This is a genomic window from Idiomarina baltica OS145, from assembly GCF_000152885.1.
In the GTDB taxonomy this organism is placed as follows: domain Bacteria; phylum Pseudomonadota; class Gammaproteobacteria; order Enterobacterales; family Alteromonadaceae; genus Idiomarina; species Idiomarina baltica.
This window is the reverse complement of record NZ_AAMX01000031.1, coordinates 1-16,752: the sequence shown is the minus strand read 5'-3', so window position 1 is coordinate 16,752 and position 16,752 is coordinate 1. Positions and strand designations below refer to the sequence as shown.

Below are 16,752 nucleotides of genomic sequence, written 5' to 3'. Positions count from 1 at the left end.
GATTTCATAATTGGAATACTCCCTGGAATATTTTTTTTGTGCGCCTTAAAACCAAGCGTTGTGGTTTTTGACGTAGAAAGAACATAGCAACCCCAAACCGAATTGTAAACTATATGTTTAAAATATTTGGGGTTGGTGTTAGTTATCTACTTTGTTTTAACAGGAAGCGTAGTTTCTCGTTGTGAGGCTTGATTTTTGTGGCCTGCGCCAAAAATAATTCAGCACACGCAATCGCATCATCCATTGCATGGTGACTTGTATATATTGGTAGCCCGTGCCTTGTTCGACAAGCGGCCAAGGTCAATGACGAGTTGTGTAACTGAAATTCATTATCAAAAGACATTTTGTTTTTTTCGAAACTCAACGTGTCAAAAACGCCCAAAGGCTCAAAATGTAAATTTTCTGTTAACCTGTTGTCACGAAGGTAAGACCAGTCAAGGCTTCGGTGATGGCACACCATGACACACCCGTAAAGTTTATCTTCCAAGTCTTTTAAGACTTTTTTAACATCGCCCCCGCTACTTAGCTGAGCCTTTGTTAATCCATGAATCGTGGGACTTTGTTGTAAATCGACATCGGGGTCTACGCAAAATTCATGGTACTGTGCTTCACCAATTAAGATCATCGGCGGCTTTATTGGAACCCAAGCGATTGACAAGATTTGGTCATTAATAGGATCAAGACCCGTGGTCTCGATATCAATTGCTATATAGGTATGCTCCTGCCAGGGCTTCTGCAACTGCCTGTGCTTTGTCCATGATTGACGGAGCCCGTTTATACTCATGAGGTTACCCATCAATACCCCTGCCGACTAAACTTAAGCCCCACGCCCTGTTGCGCTTGCTTTATAATTTTAAACGCGGTCTTGAGTTGCCGCCGCGATAGCGTGCTTAAACTGTCGGGGTCAATAGCATTTTTAGGCTCGTCGGTATGCCAAACCCGCAGCTGGTGGTCTAGCCTCAGTTGCGTTAAAAATTGCCAAGCTTCGAGTAACGACTGGCGGTCACGTTCACTAATGAGACGGCTGTTCTGCAATCGCTCAATCCGTTGTGCCGTAGCCGGCTCAGTCAATCCTTGATGGAGCGAGTACAGCCGCACAATGTCATTTATCAAAGCAATACCGTAGCGCTTAATATCAATTCGCTCACCTTGCTTTACATCTTCAGTACGAAAGCGATTAAATAAACCCAGTGGGACCGAAATACGGTTAACTAGTAAAGCTAAGTTGCCAATAAAAAATTCATTTTTTCCAATATCAGCGACTGCCTCTCGAAACTGGTTAAACATTTTTTGCTGCCCGGCTACCGCACGGCTATCAAAAAATATCTGGCAATACATGAGCGCTTTGGGGGTAGGATGTGTGGTCCAGCGTTCAAAACGTGCCAGCCATTGCTGTTGGGTGCCGCGACATTCAGGGTTCGATGCCATAATATTGCCTGGGCAAAGTGGCACCCCGCAATCATGTAACCCCTCACAGACATATTCACCCAAACGTCTGAACCAGTCTAATTGGCTCTCGGTGAGTCCATCGGCCAACAATAGGCCATTGTCCTGATCAGAGCTCAGGGTTTGATCTTCGCGCCCTTGCGAACCAAAAGCCAGCCAACAATAGCGTGCCGGTGCCGCGCCATTTTCAGCTTCAAATAGCTTAATAAACTGACGGGTCATAGCGTCGGTCAACGAGGCCATTAGTCGTCCTAAAATGGCTGTCTGCTTAACTCGTAAAGCAAAACTATTCAGGTATTGCGGGATTTTCTGTGCTTCCTCAACAAGCTGCGCCCGCGTTGTCGACTTATAAATTGAACTAATTAAATAGACTGGCTCACTGCGTTGCTGCTTTATTAAATCGGTGGCGGTGATCATACCGACAGGGCGCAACTGTTCATCGACGACTGGTAAATGGTGGACGTTATTGGCCGTCATGGTCGTCAGCGCATCTAATAAAGAACGATGGGCAAACACAAACTCAGGCAGATGAGTCATCACCGCAGCGACAGTAACATTAAATCCCAGTCCCTGTGCCACGACACGGTTGCGAATATCACGGTCGGTAAGAATGCCCACTAACTGGTCGCTATCGACTACCAGTATCGAAGAGATACCATTTTCAGACATGCACTGTGCTGCATTTTGAATCGTCGTATCACTCGCGAGACTGATCGGCGCGCGCTGAATAACATCCTCCACACGTTGCTCGGTCCAGTCGTAGTCGTCGTAGCCGGCGGTCTTTCCTCGTCGTTCGGTCAGTAAGCGCTCACCATGCGCGTTGATAAAATAACGCTCAAACGCGCGCGATTGGTTGCGTAATTTATCAAACGCGACTTGCGGTAATACGTAAACAATCCCGTCTTCAATACACTGCAGCGTATTGACGATGGCACGGCCACTGAGGAGCGATGGATAACCAAATAGATCGCCCTGTTCGAGTCGCTCGACTAATGTGCCGTCTTTCCCTTTTAGGTCAAACACACCCGAGCGCACGATAAAAAGCGCAGGACTGCAATCACGCATAATCTCATTGCAGTTGTCCGCGTTCATGTAAGTGGACTGCATTTGATTGACCGACCACGTTCGCTGTTGTTCGGTTAAATCATCAAACGGGGGGCAGTCTGTTAAAAAGCGTTCGATATCCATAAGTCCGCCTTATAAAAAAAGCTCCGATGCGATGCACCGGAGCTTGCTCTTTCACTCACTGGTTGGGAAATCAGTGATCCTGTGCTTCGCCTGCACCTTTAGGATAGCGGATAGACTCCACCAAATCCTGAATGTCTTTAGGTGCATCGCCTGTCATTTTGTGAACAATAAATGCCACCGCAAAGTTAAAGATCATACCTAAAGTACCAATGCCCTCTGGCGAAATGCCAAATAACCAATGGTCAGGTGTATTTAACTCTGGAGAGATAAATTTAAAGAACACAATGTAGCTGAAGGTGAACACAATACCCACGATCATACCGGCGATAGCACCCGTACTGTTCATGCGCTTGTTAAAGATACCCAAAATGATCGCAGGGAAGAAGCTCGATGCCGCGAGACCGAAGGCAAAGGCAACCACCTGCGCCACGAAGCCGGGCGGATAGACCCCAAAGTAACCGGAAATCAAGATAGCCACCGCTGCAGCGAGACGCGCATACATCAGCTCCTGCTTATCGGTAATGTTAGGCATCAGGTTTCGCTTGAGCAAGTCATGGGAGACTGATGTTGAAATAACCAACAGCAGACCCGCCGATGTCGACAGGGCAGCAGCCACACCACCCGCAGCAACCAATGCCACAACCCACGCCGGTAAGTCACCGATTTCTGGGTTTGCCAAGACCATAATGTCGCGGTCAATCGTCATTTCATTGCGCTCATCACCTGAGTAGAACATACGACCATCGTCGTTTTTATCTTCCCAAGAAATCAGACCGGTTTTTTCCCAGTTCTTAATCCAGCTTGGCGCATTATCATACTCAACGCCTTGCAGATCGGGCCCGTTAACGGTGTTGATCATGTTCATTTTGCCGAATGCAGCGATAGTCGGTGCAGTCAGATAAACAACAGCGATGAATGCCAATGCCCAAAATGCTGAACGACGCGCATCACGTACCTTAGGTACCGTAAAGAAGCGAACAATGACATGCGGCAAGCCTGCTGTACCCACCATCAGGGCAGCGGTAATAAAGAACACATCGACTTTACTACGCACACCCTCGGTGTACTCAGCAAAACCCAGCTGGGTCGAGAGACCATCGAGCCGCTCGAGCAAGAACTGGCCGGATCCGTCGGCGACGGTACCTCCAAAGCCGGTTTGCGGCAAAATGTGGCCTGTCATTAAGAGTGACAAGAAAACAGCAGGTACAATATAAGCGAACATCAACACGCAGTATTGCGCGACTTGGGTGTAAGTAATCCCCTTCATGCCGCCGAGCACGGTGTAGAAGAACACGATGACCATACCAATGATGACACCCGTCGCAATATCAACTTCGAGGAAGCGCGAGAATACCACGCCAACCCCACGCATTTGACCTGCGATGTAGGTGAACGAAACCAAGATCGCGCCCAGCACTGCGATGGTGCGTGCTGTCTGCGAGTAATAGCGGTCACCGATAAAATCAGGCACGGTGAATTTACCGAATTTCCGTAGATACGGTGCCAAACACATAGCAAGCAGCACGTAGCCACCGGTCCAGCCCATTAGATAAACCGAGCCATCATAACCTGCGAAAGCGATAATACCCGCCATCGAGATATAGGTCGCAGCCGACATCCAGTCAGCAGCGGTCGCCATACCGTTAGCAATGGGGTGTACACCACCGCCAGCAACATAAAAATCATTGGTTGAGCCGGCACGAGACCAAATTGCGATACCGATATACAGTGCAAAGGTCAGACCGACAATAATAAATGTGAGCGTTTGAATATCCATAGCGCATCAGTCCTCGTGAACTTCGTATTTATTATCGAGTTTCGCCATTCCCCGCACGTAAAGGAAAATCAGCACGATAAAGGTAATAATGGAGCCCTGCTGCGCAAACCAGAATCCTAGCTTAAAGCCAAAGAAACGGATTTCATTCAGCACATCCACTAAGAGAATTCCAAAGCCATAGGAAACCACAAACCACACGACGAGCAGTTTAAGCATTAAGCTCAGGTTCTCTTTCCAATACGCTTTGGCATCATCTTCGTTTTTAAATGCCATAACGTCCCCTCCTGTTGTAAGAATAATTGTTAACCTTTGTTAGGGTCGTTAACAAATGTAGGTGGAGTTGTATACAGGTGAAATTGGACTTTGGTCGTAGTGGGTTATTGGGTGCTTTATAGTCGCGCAGAATGCGCGACCAACGGAGGGGGGGATAATGCGCTAACTACCAATGATACACATCTACCGCGGGTAGGTCGAAGAGTTCAGCATTGGGCTCTTGTTCTCTTATTGCTTTGGCTTCTCGAAGGGTCGTCATGAAGTTGGCGACTGTTTTTTCGTGGTAAAGAGGAACACCTTTAAGAACATCATAAAGTTGGTCTGTAAACGCAAATTTATTGTTTTTGTCAACAACGGGTGAAAACTGATCCACTTTTGTCCTAAAATCAACGGAGTAAAAGTGATCCACCCTTAGCTAATTTTATACTTCAGACGCCGGCTACAAAGTGATCCACAAAAGTGCTTACCCAGCGTCAATTATCTTGGCCGGTTTGCGGTTTATCCGAAAAGCATCGGAATAAAATTGATCCACCTTTACAGCCATTTTCGTGCACAACAACGGTATTTAACTGATCCGTTGCTGCATTTAAGCATCAACAAGTACTTCTGTGCTTGTCTCGACAGCAGGTATGATTCCCGCAGCTTTTTTGCCCTTTAATCGGAAGCTCTCACCACTAATTTGCACAATGTGCGAATGGTGCAGAAGCCGATCTAATAATGCCGCTGTAAGTGTGGTGTCATCGGCAAATGCATTCGACCATTGTGAAAATGGCAAGTTGCTAGTTACGATGACACTACCTTGCTCATATCGCTTGGCGATAACATTAAAGAACAGATTCGCCTCATCGCGGCCAAAAGGTAGATAACCTATCTCATCAATAATGAGCAGCCTTGGCGCAAGTACACTGCGCTTTAAATATTGCTCAAGTCGGCCTTGGCTTTTTGCCGTTGCGAGCTGAAGCATTAAATCAGCCGCTGTAATAAACCGAGTTTTAATACCGCGCATTACCGCAAGGTAACCGAGGCTGATAGCCAAGTGGCTTTTACCAACGCCGCTAGGGCCGAGTAATACAATGTTCTCGGCACGTTCAACGAACGCTAAGCCAGTTAGCTCTTTTAGTTGCTGTCGTGGTGCGCCACTAGCAAACTTAAAATCGTAATCATCGAACGATTTTAATGCTGGAAAGCCAGCGAACTTAAGAAGCGTCTCTTGCGTTCGTCGTGTCCGTGCTTGCAGTTCAAGCTGCAGTAGTTGCTCTAAAAAGTCGGCAAAAGTACCTTCTTTAGCACTTGTTTTATCTGCTACGGCAGACCACTCAGAGCTAATGGTTCCGAGCTTGAGCGTCTCACAAGCGTCTAGTATGCGTTCTTGTTGAAGGTTCATAAACGTCCCTCCAACAAGCTGTCATAGACGCTCAGCGGGTGCTGTAAGCTCTCTATCGGTGTTGGTCGGCTCGTTGATGATGTCGCGATACGACCGTGTTCTTTAGTTGGTAGCGGTTGTAAATGAAACCGCTCTTGCTCAAGCAATATCTGCGGCTTCTGTTCGGTTGTGCCGTGAATACGTTGATGCGCAACGTGTTCAAGCCATGGGCCAATGTGAGCATTGGCCACCGACACATCAAAGCGTAAGCCATGCTGCTTCAAACTGGCAGCTAATGGCGTGATGAAGCTGCTTTTTAAATACGAGTTGAAACGCTCAACCTTACCCTTCGTGCGAGCTCGATAAGGGCGGCAAGCACGCGGTTGGAAACCGTAGTACTTAGCGAACTCGAGCAGCGCTTGGTTCCAGCGATGCTGTCCTGGGCCATACGCATCGCGTTCAATCATAATGGTCTTGGCGTTATCAAACAGAACGTGCTGAGTAACACCACCGAAGAAGGCAAACGCTTCTTCTAAACCGTACAACCAATCTTCTTGGCGCTCGCGCTCTGAAAAGTGTACGAAGGTTGCACGGCTAAACGATAACGTCGCGACAAAGCCTTTCATGCGACGCCGGTTGCGGTTGATGTTAGTGAAGTCAACTTGCAACTGCTCACCGGGCTGGGTCTCGAAACGAACAACTGGGTCGTTCGCTTCTGGTTTTTTAAACTGCGCCACATACTGTCGCAACTGAGTCATACCGCCGTTATAACCTTGGGCTTCTATCTCTCGAAAGAGAACCGTTGCCGGTATCCAATCAGGCTCAGCGACTTTAATCCGTTCCCGAAGATATGCCTCAAAAGGGCCTAACTTCGTTGGGCGCGCTTCACGCGCCGAATAGTTTGGCGTTACTGTCGGCCGACCTAGATAATTTTTTACTGTGTTGCGGGAAATGCCAAGACGGCGTGCAATCTCGCGATTACTCAATCCCTGTCGGTGTAAAACATGAATGTCCACTAGTTGCTCCTGAGTTAGCATGTTAGGCCGCCTTGTCTTATTGAAAAGTGCGGCTATGATGCCTCAGGTGGATCACTTTTAAACCGTTGTCAGTGGATCAATTTTACTCCGTTGGTAACATTTTCGTAGGATGCAGGGTTTCTCAACAAATCCTTACTTACCCAATAGCTCTCAACAGTTCCAGACTCCTTCGTTGCGGTATATTTGACCAAGTCATATCCCAAGATGCGTTTTTTCTGCTTTGTTTTAATGATGCGTTCAATTCCAAGTTCGGAAAAACCCTCGGGCTCAGCTGTATCGGTTACAAAATATTTAAGTAAGCCAGTCTTAAATAGGGTGTACTCTTCATTCGTATCAGCAAAATACCAAATTCGATCGACCTGTTCTCCGTTTTTATATATTCGAACCCAATCACCATCTGCATTAAAACACTGCGTCTGCTGATCGCCACTAGACTTGAGAACCTCAGCTATAGCAAACTCAGCTCTCTTTTTTTGCTCATGATTATCAGTAGGAACTGCTACGTACGTAACAGCGTAATCAATACAACCCACAAACGTTTCAGCATCTAGCTTACTTAAAGTTTGAGAACTTCTCTGCTCTGCGTGACTGTGCTGAGACCTGTATGTTTCCTGAGAGAATGCAGAAGACGAGCTTAGCCAAACAACCAGAAAGATTAGCCACGTTTAACGACATATTCTCCTGATTCCGTTACACCCGAAAAAAAGAAGTGATACCAAAGGCTTACCAACCTTAAAGACACGCAAGTATCTTTTACTGATTAGTTTTTTCACCACAGCAATTGCACTTCCATGAATCATTTATCATTGAATAACAACTCCCAGATATGATGGAAGGGAAACCAAAAAAATGACCGCCGCATTTAGGGCAAGGACTGAGTGCATAAGCTATGTATCTGAAAAAGCCATACGCTACAAATACCATCCCAACTACCGCTAATGGAGGAAAGACCGATCCAGCCAAGACAGCTATAATCGGTAACCAAAAATATGTTAGTGCTTTTTTTAAATGGTACCTGAATTCAGATAATAACCGCAACACTCATGTAATGGGATAGGTCGGAAGGAGGTCAGCTACCAACATGTGGTAGTCTTACTTTTCGACCAAAAAAAGTGAGTTCCAACATGAGTTATCGGCAGCTGACCGAGGGACAACGATACCAGATTTCTGCGTTGCTCTCAGAAGAATTTTCACAACGAGAGATTGCAAGAAAGCTGAACATTGCGCCCTCGACCGTCCATCGAGAGTTGCGACGTAACAACAATTTATGCGGGTCTTATGACCCTCAAAAAGCTCAAGAGCGCACGTTAAAACGGCGCTCCAAGCCAAAGCCCAAACGGGTTTGCGAGAATACTCGCAACGCTGTAGAGCTTATGCTCGAGATGGACTGGAGCCCGGAGCAGATATCGGCTGTCTGCACGCGAATAGGCTATCCAGTCAGTCACGAGTGGATTTACAAATATGTTCTGGCTGATTTTCACGGCGGAGGTGGTTTATTTACTCACCTTCGCCACCGGTTAAGACGCTATAAAAAGCGCCTGCATAAGCAACGAGGTCGGATTTTAGGGCGTCGCTCGATACACGACCGGCCAGCAATTATTGATGACCGAGAACGCTACGGCGACTGGGAAATCGACACTGTTATCGGCAAGCGTGGAACCGGTGCTATTGTCACGCTGTTAGAGCGTAAAAGCCGTTTTTACCTTGTGAAAAAAGTCACAAGCAAACACGCTGATGCCGTTGCTGACGCCACTATAGAAATGCTGCAGCCTTTTAAGGCGTTGGTTCACAGCATCACGGCCGATAATGGTTTAGAATTCGCAGACCACGAGCGAATTGCAGAAGAGCTCGATACCGACGTTTATTTTGCGGATCCGTATGCTTCATATCAGCGGGGCGCGAACGAAAATGCGAACGGGTTATTGCGTCAATACGTGCCAAAAGGCACTGACTTACGCACTGTAACCAACAAACTGATGGCTAAATATCAACAGCGTTTGAATTTAAGACCCAGGAAAACTTTGGGGTTTATTCAGCCAGACATAATTTTTAAAGAGCAATTGCCACAGGCTATGAGCGAGTGTTGCAGTTATTAGTTGAATCTAGGAAAGAAAATCACCGAATTTTCCAGTCCCATTAAAATTGCATTCCCCATGTCCAGCTTGAATACGGCAATAGTGGCCAACTTGTACTAACAAGTCTTCTAAACTTCCTATTTTTTCGAACTTTTTAATTAGTCCGTTGTATATTTTTAACAATTCCCCCGAGTGAGTGTCTTTCAATTTATTTAGAAACCAAGGGTCTATTCTAAGTTGATACGCCAAACTCTCTAGTGCCACAGACTCATTGTCTAGTACATCCTCACGAGAAATAGATAAATGAGAATAAGTAATAGTCAATGCCATCAAAATTAAACAATATATTTTTTTCATAATTATTTTTTCTTAATTGGGCCAATATAGTCTTTTTGAGTCATCTAACCTTTAAATGGGAGTACGTAGAAATAAATACTACTAGATTCAACTAATAACTGCAAAACTCGCTCATAGCCTGTGGCAATTGCTCTTTAAAAATTATGTCTGACTGAATAAGACCCAATGTTTTCCTTAGACGTAAAACAAAGCAAAAAAAAACTACAACTAACACAGGAGTGTTCACGATTATGATTTCAATTCAGGAATAGACAAAATTAGTTTTGGTCGTAAAGTAAACTCCTCATGTTTCAGAAGCTAATAATCATAACCACTTGAATTTGAAATACATTTAACTCCTGCAATAACCCCTATTCCAAAGCCGATTGAAAGCCATATTACAACATTACTAAAAGTGAAGCCTGCCGCTTCGTTAGCCTTTTCTACAAATCCGGCAAATGTAGTAATAAAGAATACTGCTGAAACTATAAAAAAGCATAGAAAAAAAGCTTTCTTAGAACCAATTCTTTTATTTTCACAATACAGCTCTATCAATTTGTAAGAAACAAAAATCAATGCAACAACTAATAATTCCACTATTGTATTACTCCATAGCAGGTATAAAGCCTATACCGTTACCTAACCACCACATGTTGTGCTCCCAAATCCTCCGCGATTCTTTAGAACCTTGTCCTAAATATCTAACCACTGACCCAAGTGCTTTTGTGATGACTAAACTTTTTGCTAATCCCATTCTAGAGAAACTCTCTCCAATGTAGTAGTTCACACCCAAATATGTCGCAGCGCAAAAGTCGCGCAAAATGCGCGACCTACCGCGAGGAGATGTATTTTAGGAGGGCTTTGAGGGCGGCGGGTTTGACTGGTTTGGGCATGAAGTGCAGGCCGGCTTGGCGGGCGTTGCGCTTTACGTGGTCGTCGCGCATGGCGGTGACCAGTGCACCGGGTAAGTCACGCTGCCAAATGGTACGGAGCGCGCCCGCCAGTTGAATGCCGTCATCACCGCCGAGTTGGTAGTCAAGCAACAGGCCGTCTAACGGCTCGTTGGCCTCTGCATAGGCAACAGCATCGGCGTAAGAGCGACAGGTTATCGCGCGACAGTTCCACTTTTCTAGCAGTGCGCTAACAGCACTGAGGTTATCCTTATCGTCGTCGACCACAAGCAGGCTCAATTCCGCTGTCGGTGTTTGGTCCGTTCGTTCGGTGCGTTTGGCGACCACTTGTGCGTGATGACCTAAGGGTATCGTCACCGAGAAGCACGAGCCTTTACCCTCAACCGAACGGATTTGCGGTTCGCAGCCGAGCTGCTCACTCATTCTTTGCGCAACACTCAAGCCCAAGCCAACACCATCCACCGTTTGGTTCTGGATCCGATAAAAAGCGTCGAAGATTTTGTTCTGCTGCTGAGCAGCGATGCCCGGACCCGTATCCCACACCGCGATTTGTAAGTAGTCACCCCGCTTACGTACCCCGAGTAACACTTTACCCTTAGGCGTATATTTAATGGCATTCGACAAAAAATTCTGCACAATACGGCGCAAATAAGTTGGATCGGTATACACCGGGCGATCCACATAAAACGCCCGGAACTCAAGTTGTCGCTGCTCCGCCAGGACGTGATACTCTTCAATCAACGGTTTTAAAACACTACTTAACATCACATGTTTAAACTGTGGCTTAAGCGCTCCTTGGTCCATTTTTGCAATCGAGAGCAGTGTCGATAACAAGTGTTCAGTAGACCCCAACGCCGTATCTAACTTACCCAACAAGCCTTGATTGCGTTCTGATAGCTCATCCTCATTCACCGCCGATAGATACAGTCGTGCCGCGTTGAGTGGCTGCAAGATATCGTGGCTAGCGAGTGCTAAAAACCGCGTTTTTGATGCGTTTGCCGCCTCAGCTTCTGCTTTTGCCTTTTTCAGTTCTTTCTCAACTTCACGGCGTCGATCAATTTCAGCGGTGAGCTCTTGGTTGATTTCGCGGATCTCTTGGGTCCGCGTATCGACGCGTTGCTCAAGGTCGATATTGGCGTCCTCGAGCGCTTGCTGAGTTTCTACGTGCTCGGTAATATCGGTAAAACTGGTTACGAATCCACCACTTGGTAACGGGTTACCTACCATTTCAATCACGCGACCGTCGGCGCGGCGACGAATAAACCGGTGCGCGGAACCCATTTGCATGTAGCGTAAGCGTTTACTCACTAACTCTTCGACTTCACCGGGACCACACTCGCCTCGCTCGGCGTTATAACGAATTAATGTGGCTATCGGTTGTCCCGGTCTCACCATACCTTCTGGATAGTCGAATAGGTCGGTATAGCGTTTATTCCACGCGACCAGGCGCAACTCCGAATCAACCACGCTGATGCCCTGCGCTAAGTTCTCTAGCGAACTAAACAGAATCGACTGCTGGGTTTGCAGCGCTTGGGTGGTGTCATCAAAGAAGTGAACCACTTCCTCAAGGTTGAGTTGCCTATCGCGCAATGCCGCCTCGACTAAAGAGCGCGCCGTCGCAGACCCTAAAACACCCGCAATCGCACGTTCGACGTAATTAATTAAGTTCTGGTCGGCAACGGCTTCAGCACGCAAGGACACCGAGTCATTAGGCGCCTGGTAGTACCGCATCAGTTGTTGCGCGCGCTCCGCTCCTAAAAAAGTCTTCAGCAGCAGCAACATATCCGCGTTAGTCGCTGACTGGTTTTTATGCAGCGGACTATCAGGTAAAGATGCACGTGGTTTTACAAATGCAGTCGCTTGAATGCGATCGACTAATCGTGGCCGCGACAGCAGCGAGAAGGCAATATAGGCAAAGCTGTTCATCAACAGCGAAATTACCGTGCCACGGGTGATGATCTCAACGTCGGAAAGCAACGCATCGCTGTAGAGTGGTATCAATACACTCACTATCCAGCCTACCGAACCGGCTAACAGCCCCGCATAAACACCGCGTGCATGACCACGACGCCAATAAAGTGCCCCAATGAGCGTGGGCAACAGCTGTAAAACTAAAGAGAAGGCAAGTAAACCAATACTGACTAAATTAGTGCGTGCCGCCCAAAAGTAATAACAAAGAAACGCCAATGCCATGGTGACGCCAATCGCCACACGACGAAAAAGCAGCAAACTACGGTCATACTCGCGGCGCCGCTCACGCAGAGGCAAACGCGACTCACGCTGCAACAAGATCGGCATGATCACGTCGTTGGTGATCATGGTGCTCAGTGTCACCGATGCAATAATCACCATCGCAGTGGCCGCAGAGATGCCGCCAATAAAGATAATCAACGAAAGCCAAAGCTGGTCTTTTAACAGTGGAAGTTGCAACGCAAACGTAGAGCCATCTTGATAGTTGGGCAACAACAAACTGCCCGCCAACGCGATCGGCACAATGGCCAACGCCGTCAGCGCTAAGTAAACAGGAAAGCCCCACCGTGCAGTACCCAAATGTTTGATATCAACATTATCAACCACAGCAACGTGGAATTGGCGCGGTAAGCAGAGTATCGCGCCAGCGGCCATAAAGGTTTGTACGATAAATTCAAAAGAGCCAAAACTCGCCAGGCTCCAATGTGGATTCACACTCGCCGAAAATGTCTGAGTCCACTCAAAACTAGGCTGTTCGCTCAGTAAATGCCAGGCAAAAATACCCGCGGCTGTGAGCGCAGTGAGCTTTATCATCGACTCAACCGCAATCGCTAGCATCATACCACTGCGGTACTCTGTCACCTCGACATGGCGAGTACCAAATAGCATTGCAAATAGCGCCATCAAGGCAGCTGCGCCAAGCTCTTTTAGAGAAAACTCACTGGTGATCGAATCACTTTCGGTTAGCACCGCGAAGCTCAAGCCAACCGCTTTTAACTGCAGCGCAATGTAGGGCACAATCGCAAGCGCTGCAATGCAGGTCACCACCACGGCTAACCGCCGCTTTTTGCCGTAGCGTGACGAAATAAAGTCGGCAATCGAGGTAATATTCTGCTGCTTACTCACCGACACGAGCTTTTTCAGCACTCGGATACCAAAGGTAAACAGCAAAATCGGACCGAGCAGAATAGGAAAGAATGCCCAACCATCAACAGCCGCATTACCCACCGCGCCGTAATAGGTCCAACTGGTGCAGTAAATCGCAAGCGACATGGCATAAACAAACGGGCGATGACTCAGTTTGTTCGCCCATGAGTTCGTTTTATCACCCCAACTCGCAATGGCGAAAAGAAACACAACATAAAGTAGTGAGGCCAGTACGAGTATCCAAGTCATGGGTGAATCCTCAGTAATTGCATCGTGATTTTCTTGCGCATCGTGCGCAGTCTACAATTGCAAACGTTCAGCCACTAGGACAGCTTGCGTACGGCTATAAACCCCAAGCTTACGGAAGATGGCGGTGATATGCGCTTTAACAGTCGCTTCAGTGATGTTGAGCTGATACGCAATTTGTTTATTGAGTAGTCCCTCGTGTAGAAAGTGCAGCACGCGATATTGTTGAGGTGTTAATTCTGAAACTTTACGCGCCAGCTCTTGATCCTCGTTTGAAATACCATCGAGTCGGTCACGGTTGTCCTTTGGGACCCAAGTATCGCCATCCAGTATGGTGCTAATGGCTTCGGCTATTTGCGCTGAAGGAAGTGATTTGGGGATAAATCCCAGGGCGCCAAAACCGATGCATTTAGCCACGATGGATGCATCTTCAGAACCCGAGATAATGGCAACGGGAAGCATTGGATAATCTTCCCGCACCCGAATAAGACCATACAGGTCGCCGCTACCCGGCATGTGTAAGTCCAACAGCAGAAGATCCACGTCATCGTCTTCATTAAGCGCGGCGAGTGTCGAGTCTAAATCCTCGGCTTCACGCAGCGTCAATTCTTCGAAATGGTTCGCGAGCGCGCCTTGAAGCGCCTCGCGAAACAGCGGGTGGTCATCTGCTATTAGAAATTTTGCCATGAGCGCTTTAGGTTATTGATTCTTACGATGTTCTATCAAAGAATCTACCACACTTGGATCGGCAAGCGTAGAGGTATCACCTAAATTATCAAACTCATTAGCTGCGATCTTGCGCAAGATACGACGCATGATTTTTCCTGACCGTGTTTTAGGTAAACCTTTCGTCCAATGCAAGATATCCGGCGTCGCAATCGGGCTTAACTCTGAACGTACCCAGTTGCGTACCTCTTTGGTCAGTTCATCGGTCACCTCAACACCATCGACCGGCGTAATATAAACGTAAATGCCCTGCCCTTTGATATCGTGCGGGAAGCCTACGACAGCCGCTTCCGCGACCGCACTGTGTGCAACCAACGCGCTCTCAATTTCAGCAGTACCTAAGCGGTGACCTGAAACGTTCAAGACATCATCGACGCGCCCGGTAATCCAGTAATAGCCATCGGCATCGCGTTTGGCACCATCACCGGTAAAGTAGACATTTTTGTAGGTCGAGAAATAGGTCTGCTCGAAGCGTTCGTGATCGCCCCACAGCGTACGCATTTGGCCCGGCCATGAGTCCTCAATGATCAAGCCACCTTCAGCCTCGCCTTCTTGTTTGTTACCTTCGCCGTCGACCAGCGCCGGTTTGACACCAAAGAAAGGTCGCGTCGCTGAGCCTGGCTTTAAATCGGTCGCGCCTGGCAATGGCGTAATCATGATGCCACCGGTCTCGGTCTGCCACCAGGTATCCATAATCGGACACTGACCGTTACCAATGCGTTTGTGATACCACTCCCATGCTTCTGGGTTGATCGGCTCACCCACACTGCCCAGTACACGGAGTGATTCACGTGTTGAGGTTTTCGCAGCTTCATCGCCTTTTGCCATCAGCGCACGAATCGCCGTTGGCGCTGTATAAAGAATCGATACTTGATGTTTATCGACGATCTCTCCAATACGACCCACGCCCGGGTATGTCGGTACGCCTTCGAACATCAACGAGGTTGCACCGTTAGCAAAAGGACCATAAACAATGTACGAGTGACCGGTAATCCAGCCCACATCAGCCGCACACCAATAAATATCGTCGTCGTGACAATCAAAGACGTATTCATGGGTCATGGAAGCCCACACCATGTAGCCACCGGTGGTGTGCACCACGCCTTTCGGCTTACCCGTCGAGCCCGATGTATAAAGGATGAATAGCGGGTCTTCCGCATCCATGACTTCCGGCTGACATTCTTCGCTGACGTCGGCAATGAGCTCATGCCACCATACATCGCGACCCTCAGTCCAATTCACAGCGCCTTCGGTGACTTGGCTAACGACAACATGCTCCAGAGTCGGGCAGGCGTCGTCTTCGAGCGCCGCATCAACGTTTTTCTTCAAACCAATGGTGCTACCACCGCGACGTCCCTCATCGGCGGTGATAATCACCTTAGCACCACAGTCGTTGATACGATCAGCAATAGCATTCGGAGAAAAGCCACCGAAAATGACCGAATGCACCGCACCGATACGCGCACACGCTAGCATGGCATAAGCCGCCTCAGGCACCATCGGCATGTAAATCGCCACACGGTCACCTTTGCCAACGCCCAGCTTCTTCAGTCCATTGGCGAAGCGGGAAACTTCTTTATGCATCTCGCGATACGTAATGTGTTTATCGACACTCGGGTCGTCGCCCTCCCAAATGATGGCTGTTTTATCGGCCTTATCGGCAAGATGGCGGTCAATACAGTTATAACAGGCGTTAAGCGTACCGTCTTGATACCACTTAATATTGATGTTACGCGGACTAAAAGAGGTATTTTTGACCTTGGTGTATGGAGTAAACCACGTGATTCGTTTACCCTGTTCTCGCCAGAAACCCTCTGGGTCATTAATCGACGCTTGATACATTTCCAAATAATCGTCGTTTGTAATTTTCGCGGTGTTTTTTATGTTTTCTGGAACTTTGTACAGTTGCGACATTACCTCTTCCTCCTTTATTCGCAAGATGGTAACTGTTGTACGTACTACACTTTATTAACACTATTAGACCATAGTCTAGATTGCTAAAAACTGACCAATTACCGAGAATTACTGACGTGAATAATACAATAACGACGGCTTTCACACGAGAGAACACCATGGCAAAAGCACGCTCTACACAATCTATTGCATTATCTGCAGCTATTGCAGCGGCGCTTGGCACCGCATCAATCAGCGCACAAGCAGCAGACACTGACGTATCTTTTGGTGGATACGTAAAACTCGACTTAATGGTTTCTGACTACACCGATGGTCAAGCGCCAGCCAGTGGCAGCATTGCGCG

Annotated in this window: 14 protein-coding genes and 1 pseudogene; 2 read left to right on the top strand and 13 right to left on the bottom strand. The window is 47.6% G+C overall.

Annotated features, from left to right (window positions below; all coding sequences use genetic code 11):
• Window positions 1-142: 142 nt before the first annotated feature.
• The 8 genes from OS145_RS01375 to OS145_RS01340 all read right to left on the bottom strand — a co-directional run bounded on the left by OS145_RS01375 (window position 143) and on the right by OS145_RS01340 (window position 7,617).
• A complete protein-coding gene (locus tag OS145_RS01375; RefSeq protein ID WP_006954162.1) occupies window positions 143-796 on the bottom strand; it encodes a 3'-5' exonuclease in 654 nt (217 codons plus the stop codon).
• The gene (locus tag OS145_RS01370; protein ID WP_006954161.1) at window positions 796-2,634 is read right to left on the bottom strand and encodes a DUF294 nucleotidyltransferase-like domain-containing protein; all 1,839 of its coding nucleotides are present in this window, start codon (window positions 2,632-2,634) and stop codon (window positions 796-798) included. Before OS145_RS01370 ends, OS145_RS01375 begins: the two co-directional genes overlap by 1 nt.
• Before the next feature lie 70 nt (window positions 2,635-2,704).
• Window positions 2,705-4,411: a sodium:solute symporter family protein gene (locus OS145_RS01365; RefSeq protein ID WP_006954160.1), complete on the bottom strand. Its 1,707-nt coding sequence runs from the start codon at window positions 4,409-4,411 to the stop codon at window positions 2,705-2,707.
• Between the two features lie 6 nt (window positions 4,412-4,417).
• The gene (locus tag OS145_RS01360; protein WP_006954159.1) at window positions 4,418-4,684 is read right to left on the bottom strand and encodes a DUF4212 domain-containing protein; all 267 of its coding nucleotides are present in this window, start codon (window positions 4,682-4,684) and stop codon (window positions 4,418-4,420) included.
• Window positions 4,685-4,850: 166 nt separating this feature from the next.
• Window positions 4,851-5,057, bottom strand: coding sequence for a hypothetical protein (locus tag OS145_RS01355; protein WP_040487548.1), 207 nt, complete (start codon window positions 5,055-5,057; stop codon window positions 4,851-4,853).
• 213 nt (window positions 5,058-5,270) lie between these two features.
• Window positions 5,271-6,068, bottom strand: a complete 798-nt coding sequence (istB, locus tag OS145_RS01350; protein ID WP_006954157.1) for an IS21-like element helper ATPase IstB — start codon at window positions 6,066-6,068, stop codon at window positions 5,271-5,273.
• Window positions 6,065-7,084 carry an IS21 family transposase gene (gene istA, locus OS145_RS01345; RefSeq protein ID WP_006954156.1) on the bottom strand — a complete coding sequence of 340 codons (1,020 nt, stop codon included), beginning with the start codon at window positions 7,082-7,084 and terminating at the stop codon, window positions 6,065-6,067. Before istA ends, istB begins: the two co-directional genes overlap by 4 nt.
• 68 nt (window positions 7,085-7,152) lie before the next feature.
• Window positions 7,153-7,617: a hypothetical protein gene (locus tag OS145_RS01340; protein ID WP_006954155.1), complete on the bottom strand. Its 465-nt coding sequence runs from the start codon at window positions 7,615-7,617 to the stop codon at window positions 7,153-7,155.
• A 591-nt stretch (window positions 7,618-8,208) separates the two neighbouring features.
• On the opposite strand from OS145_RS01340, the gene OS145_RS01335 reads away from it, so the two are divergent.
• Window positions 8,209-9,180, top strand: a complete 972-nt coding sequence (locus OS145_RS01335; RefSeq protein WP_006954154.1) for an IS30 family transposase — start codon at window positions 8,209-8,211, stop codon at window positions 9,178-9,180.
• A gap of 6 nt (window positions 9,181-9,186) precedes the next feature.
• Here the strand turns inward: OS145_RS01335 and OS145_RS01330 are convergent, their stop codons facing one another.
• The 5 genes from OS145_RS01330 to acs all read right to left on the bottom strand — a co-directional run bounded on the left by OS145_RS01330 (window position 9,187) and on the right by acs (window position 16,409).
• Window positions 9,187-9,516 (bottom strand): hypothetical protein, encoded by a 330-nt coding sequence (locus OS145_RS01330; protein WP_006954153.1) that lies wholly within the window; start codon window positions 9,514-9,516, stop codon window positions 9,187-9,189.
• 297 nt (window positions 9,517-9,813) lie between these two features.
• Window positions 9,814-10,092: a hypothetical protein gene (locus OS145_RS01325; protein ID WP_006954152.1), complete on the bottom strand. Its 279-nt coding sequence runs from the start codon at window positions 10,090-10,092 to the stop codon at window positions 9,814-9,816.
• Between the two features lie 233 nt (window positions 10,093-10,325).
• A complete protein-coding gene (locus OS145_RS01320; protein WP_006954151.1) occupies window positions 10,326-13,772 on the bottom strand; it encodes a PAS domain-containing hybrid sensor histidine kinase/response regulator in 3,447 nt (1,148 codons plus the stop codon).
• Window positions 13,773-13,823: 51 nt separating this feature from the next.
• A complete protein-coding gene (locus tag OS145_RS01315) occupies window positions 13,824-14,456 on the bottom strand; it encodes a response regulator transcription factor (RefSeq protein WP_006954150.1) in 633 nt (210 codons plus the stop codon).
• A 12-nt stretch (window positions 14,457-14,468) separates the two neighbouring features.
• Window positions 14,469-16,409 carry an acetate--CoA ligase gene (gene acs / locus OS145_RS01310; RefSeq protein ID WP_006954149.1) on the bottom strand — a complete coding sequence of 647 codons (1,941 nt, stop codon included), beginning with the start codon at window positions 16,407-16,409 and terminating at the stop codon, window positions 14,469-14,471.
• A 158-nt stretch (window positions 16,410-16,567) separates the two neighbouring features.
• On the opposite strand from acs, the pseudogene OS145_RS01305 reads away from it, so the two are divergent.
• Window positions 16,568-16,752 (top strand): annotated as a pseudogene (locus OS145_RS01305) (DcaP family trimeric outer membrane transporter); the annotation flags it as partial.

Coding starts and splice junctions, on each gene's coding strand:
- OS145_RS01375 (WP_006954162.1), bottom strand. CDS start 796: ATGGGTAACCTCATGAGTATAAACGGGCTCCGTCAATCATGGACAAAG.
- OS145_RS01370 (WP_006954161.1), bottom strand. CDS start 2,634: ATGGATATCGAACGCTTTTTAACAGACTGCCCCCCGTTTGATGATTTA.
- OS145_RS01365 (WP_006954160.1), bottom strand. CDS start 4,411: ATGGATATTCAAACGCTCACATTTATTATTGTCGGTCTGACCTTTGCA.
- OS145_RS01360 (WP_006954159.1), bottom strand. CDS start 4,684: ATGGCATTTAAAAACGAAGATGATGCCAAAGCGTATTGGAAAGAGAAC.
- istB (WP_006954157.1), bottom strand. CDS start 6,068: ATGAACCTTCAACAAGAACGCATACTAGACGCTTGTGAGACGCTCAAG.
- istA (WP_006954156.1), bottom strand. CDS start 7,084: ATGCTAACTCAGGAGCAACTAGTGGACATTCATGTTTTACACCGACAG.
- OS145_RS01335 (WP_006954154.1), top strand. CDS start 8,209: ATGAGTTATCGGCAGCTGACCGAGGGACAACGATACCAGATTTCTGCG.
- OS145_RS01330 (WP_006954153.1), bottom strand. CDS start 9,516: ATGAAAAAAATATATTGTTTAATTTTGATGGCATTGACTATTACTTAT.
- OS145_RS01320 (WP_006954151.1), bottom strand. CDS start 13,772: ATGACTTGGATACTCGTACTGGCCTCACTACTTTATGTTGTGTTTCTT.
- OS145_RS01315 (WP_006954150.1), bottom strand. CDS start 14,456: ATGGCAAAATTTCTAATAGCAGATGACCACCCGCTGTTTCGCGAGGCG.
- acs (WP_006954149.1), bottom strand. CDS start 16,409: ATGTCGCAACTGTACAAAGTTCCAGAAAACATAAAAAACACCGCGAAA.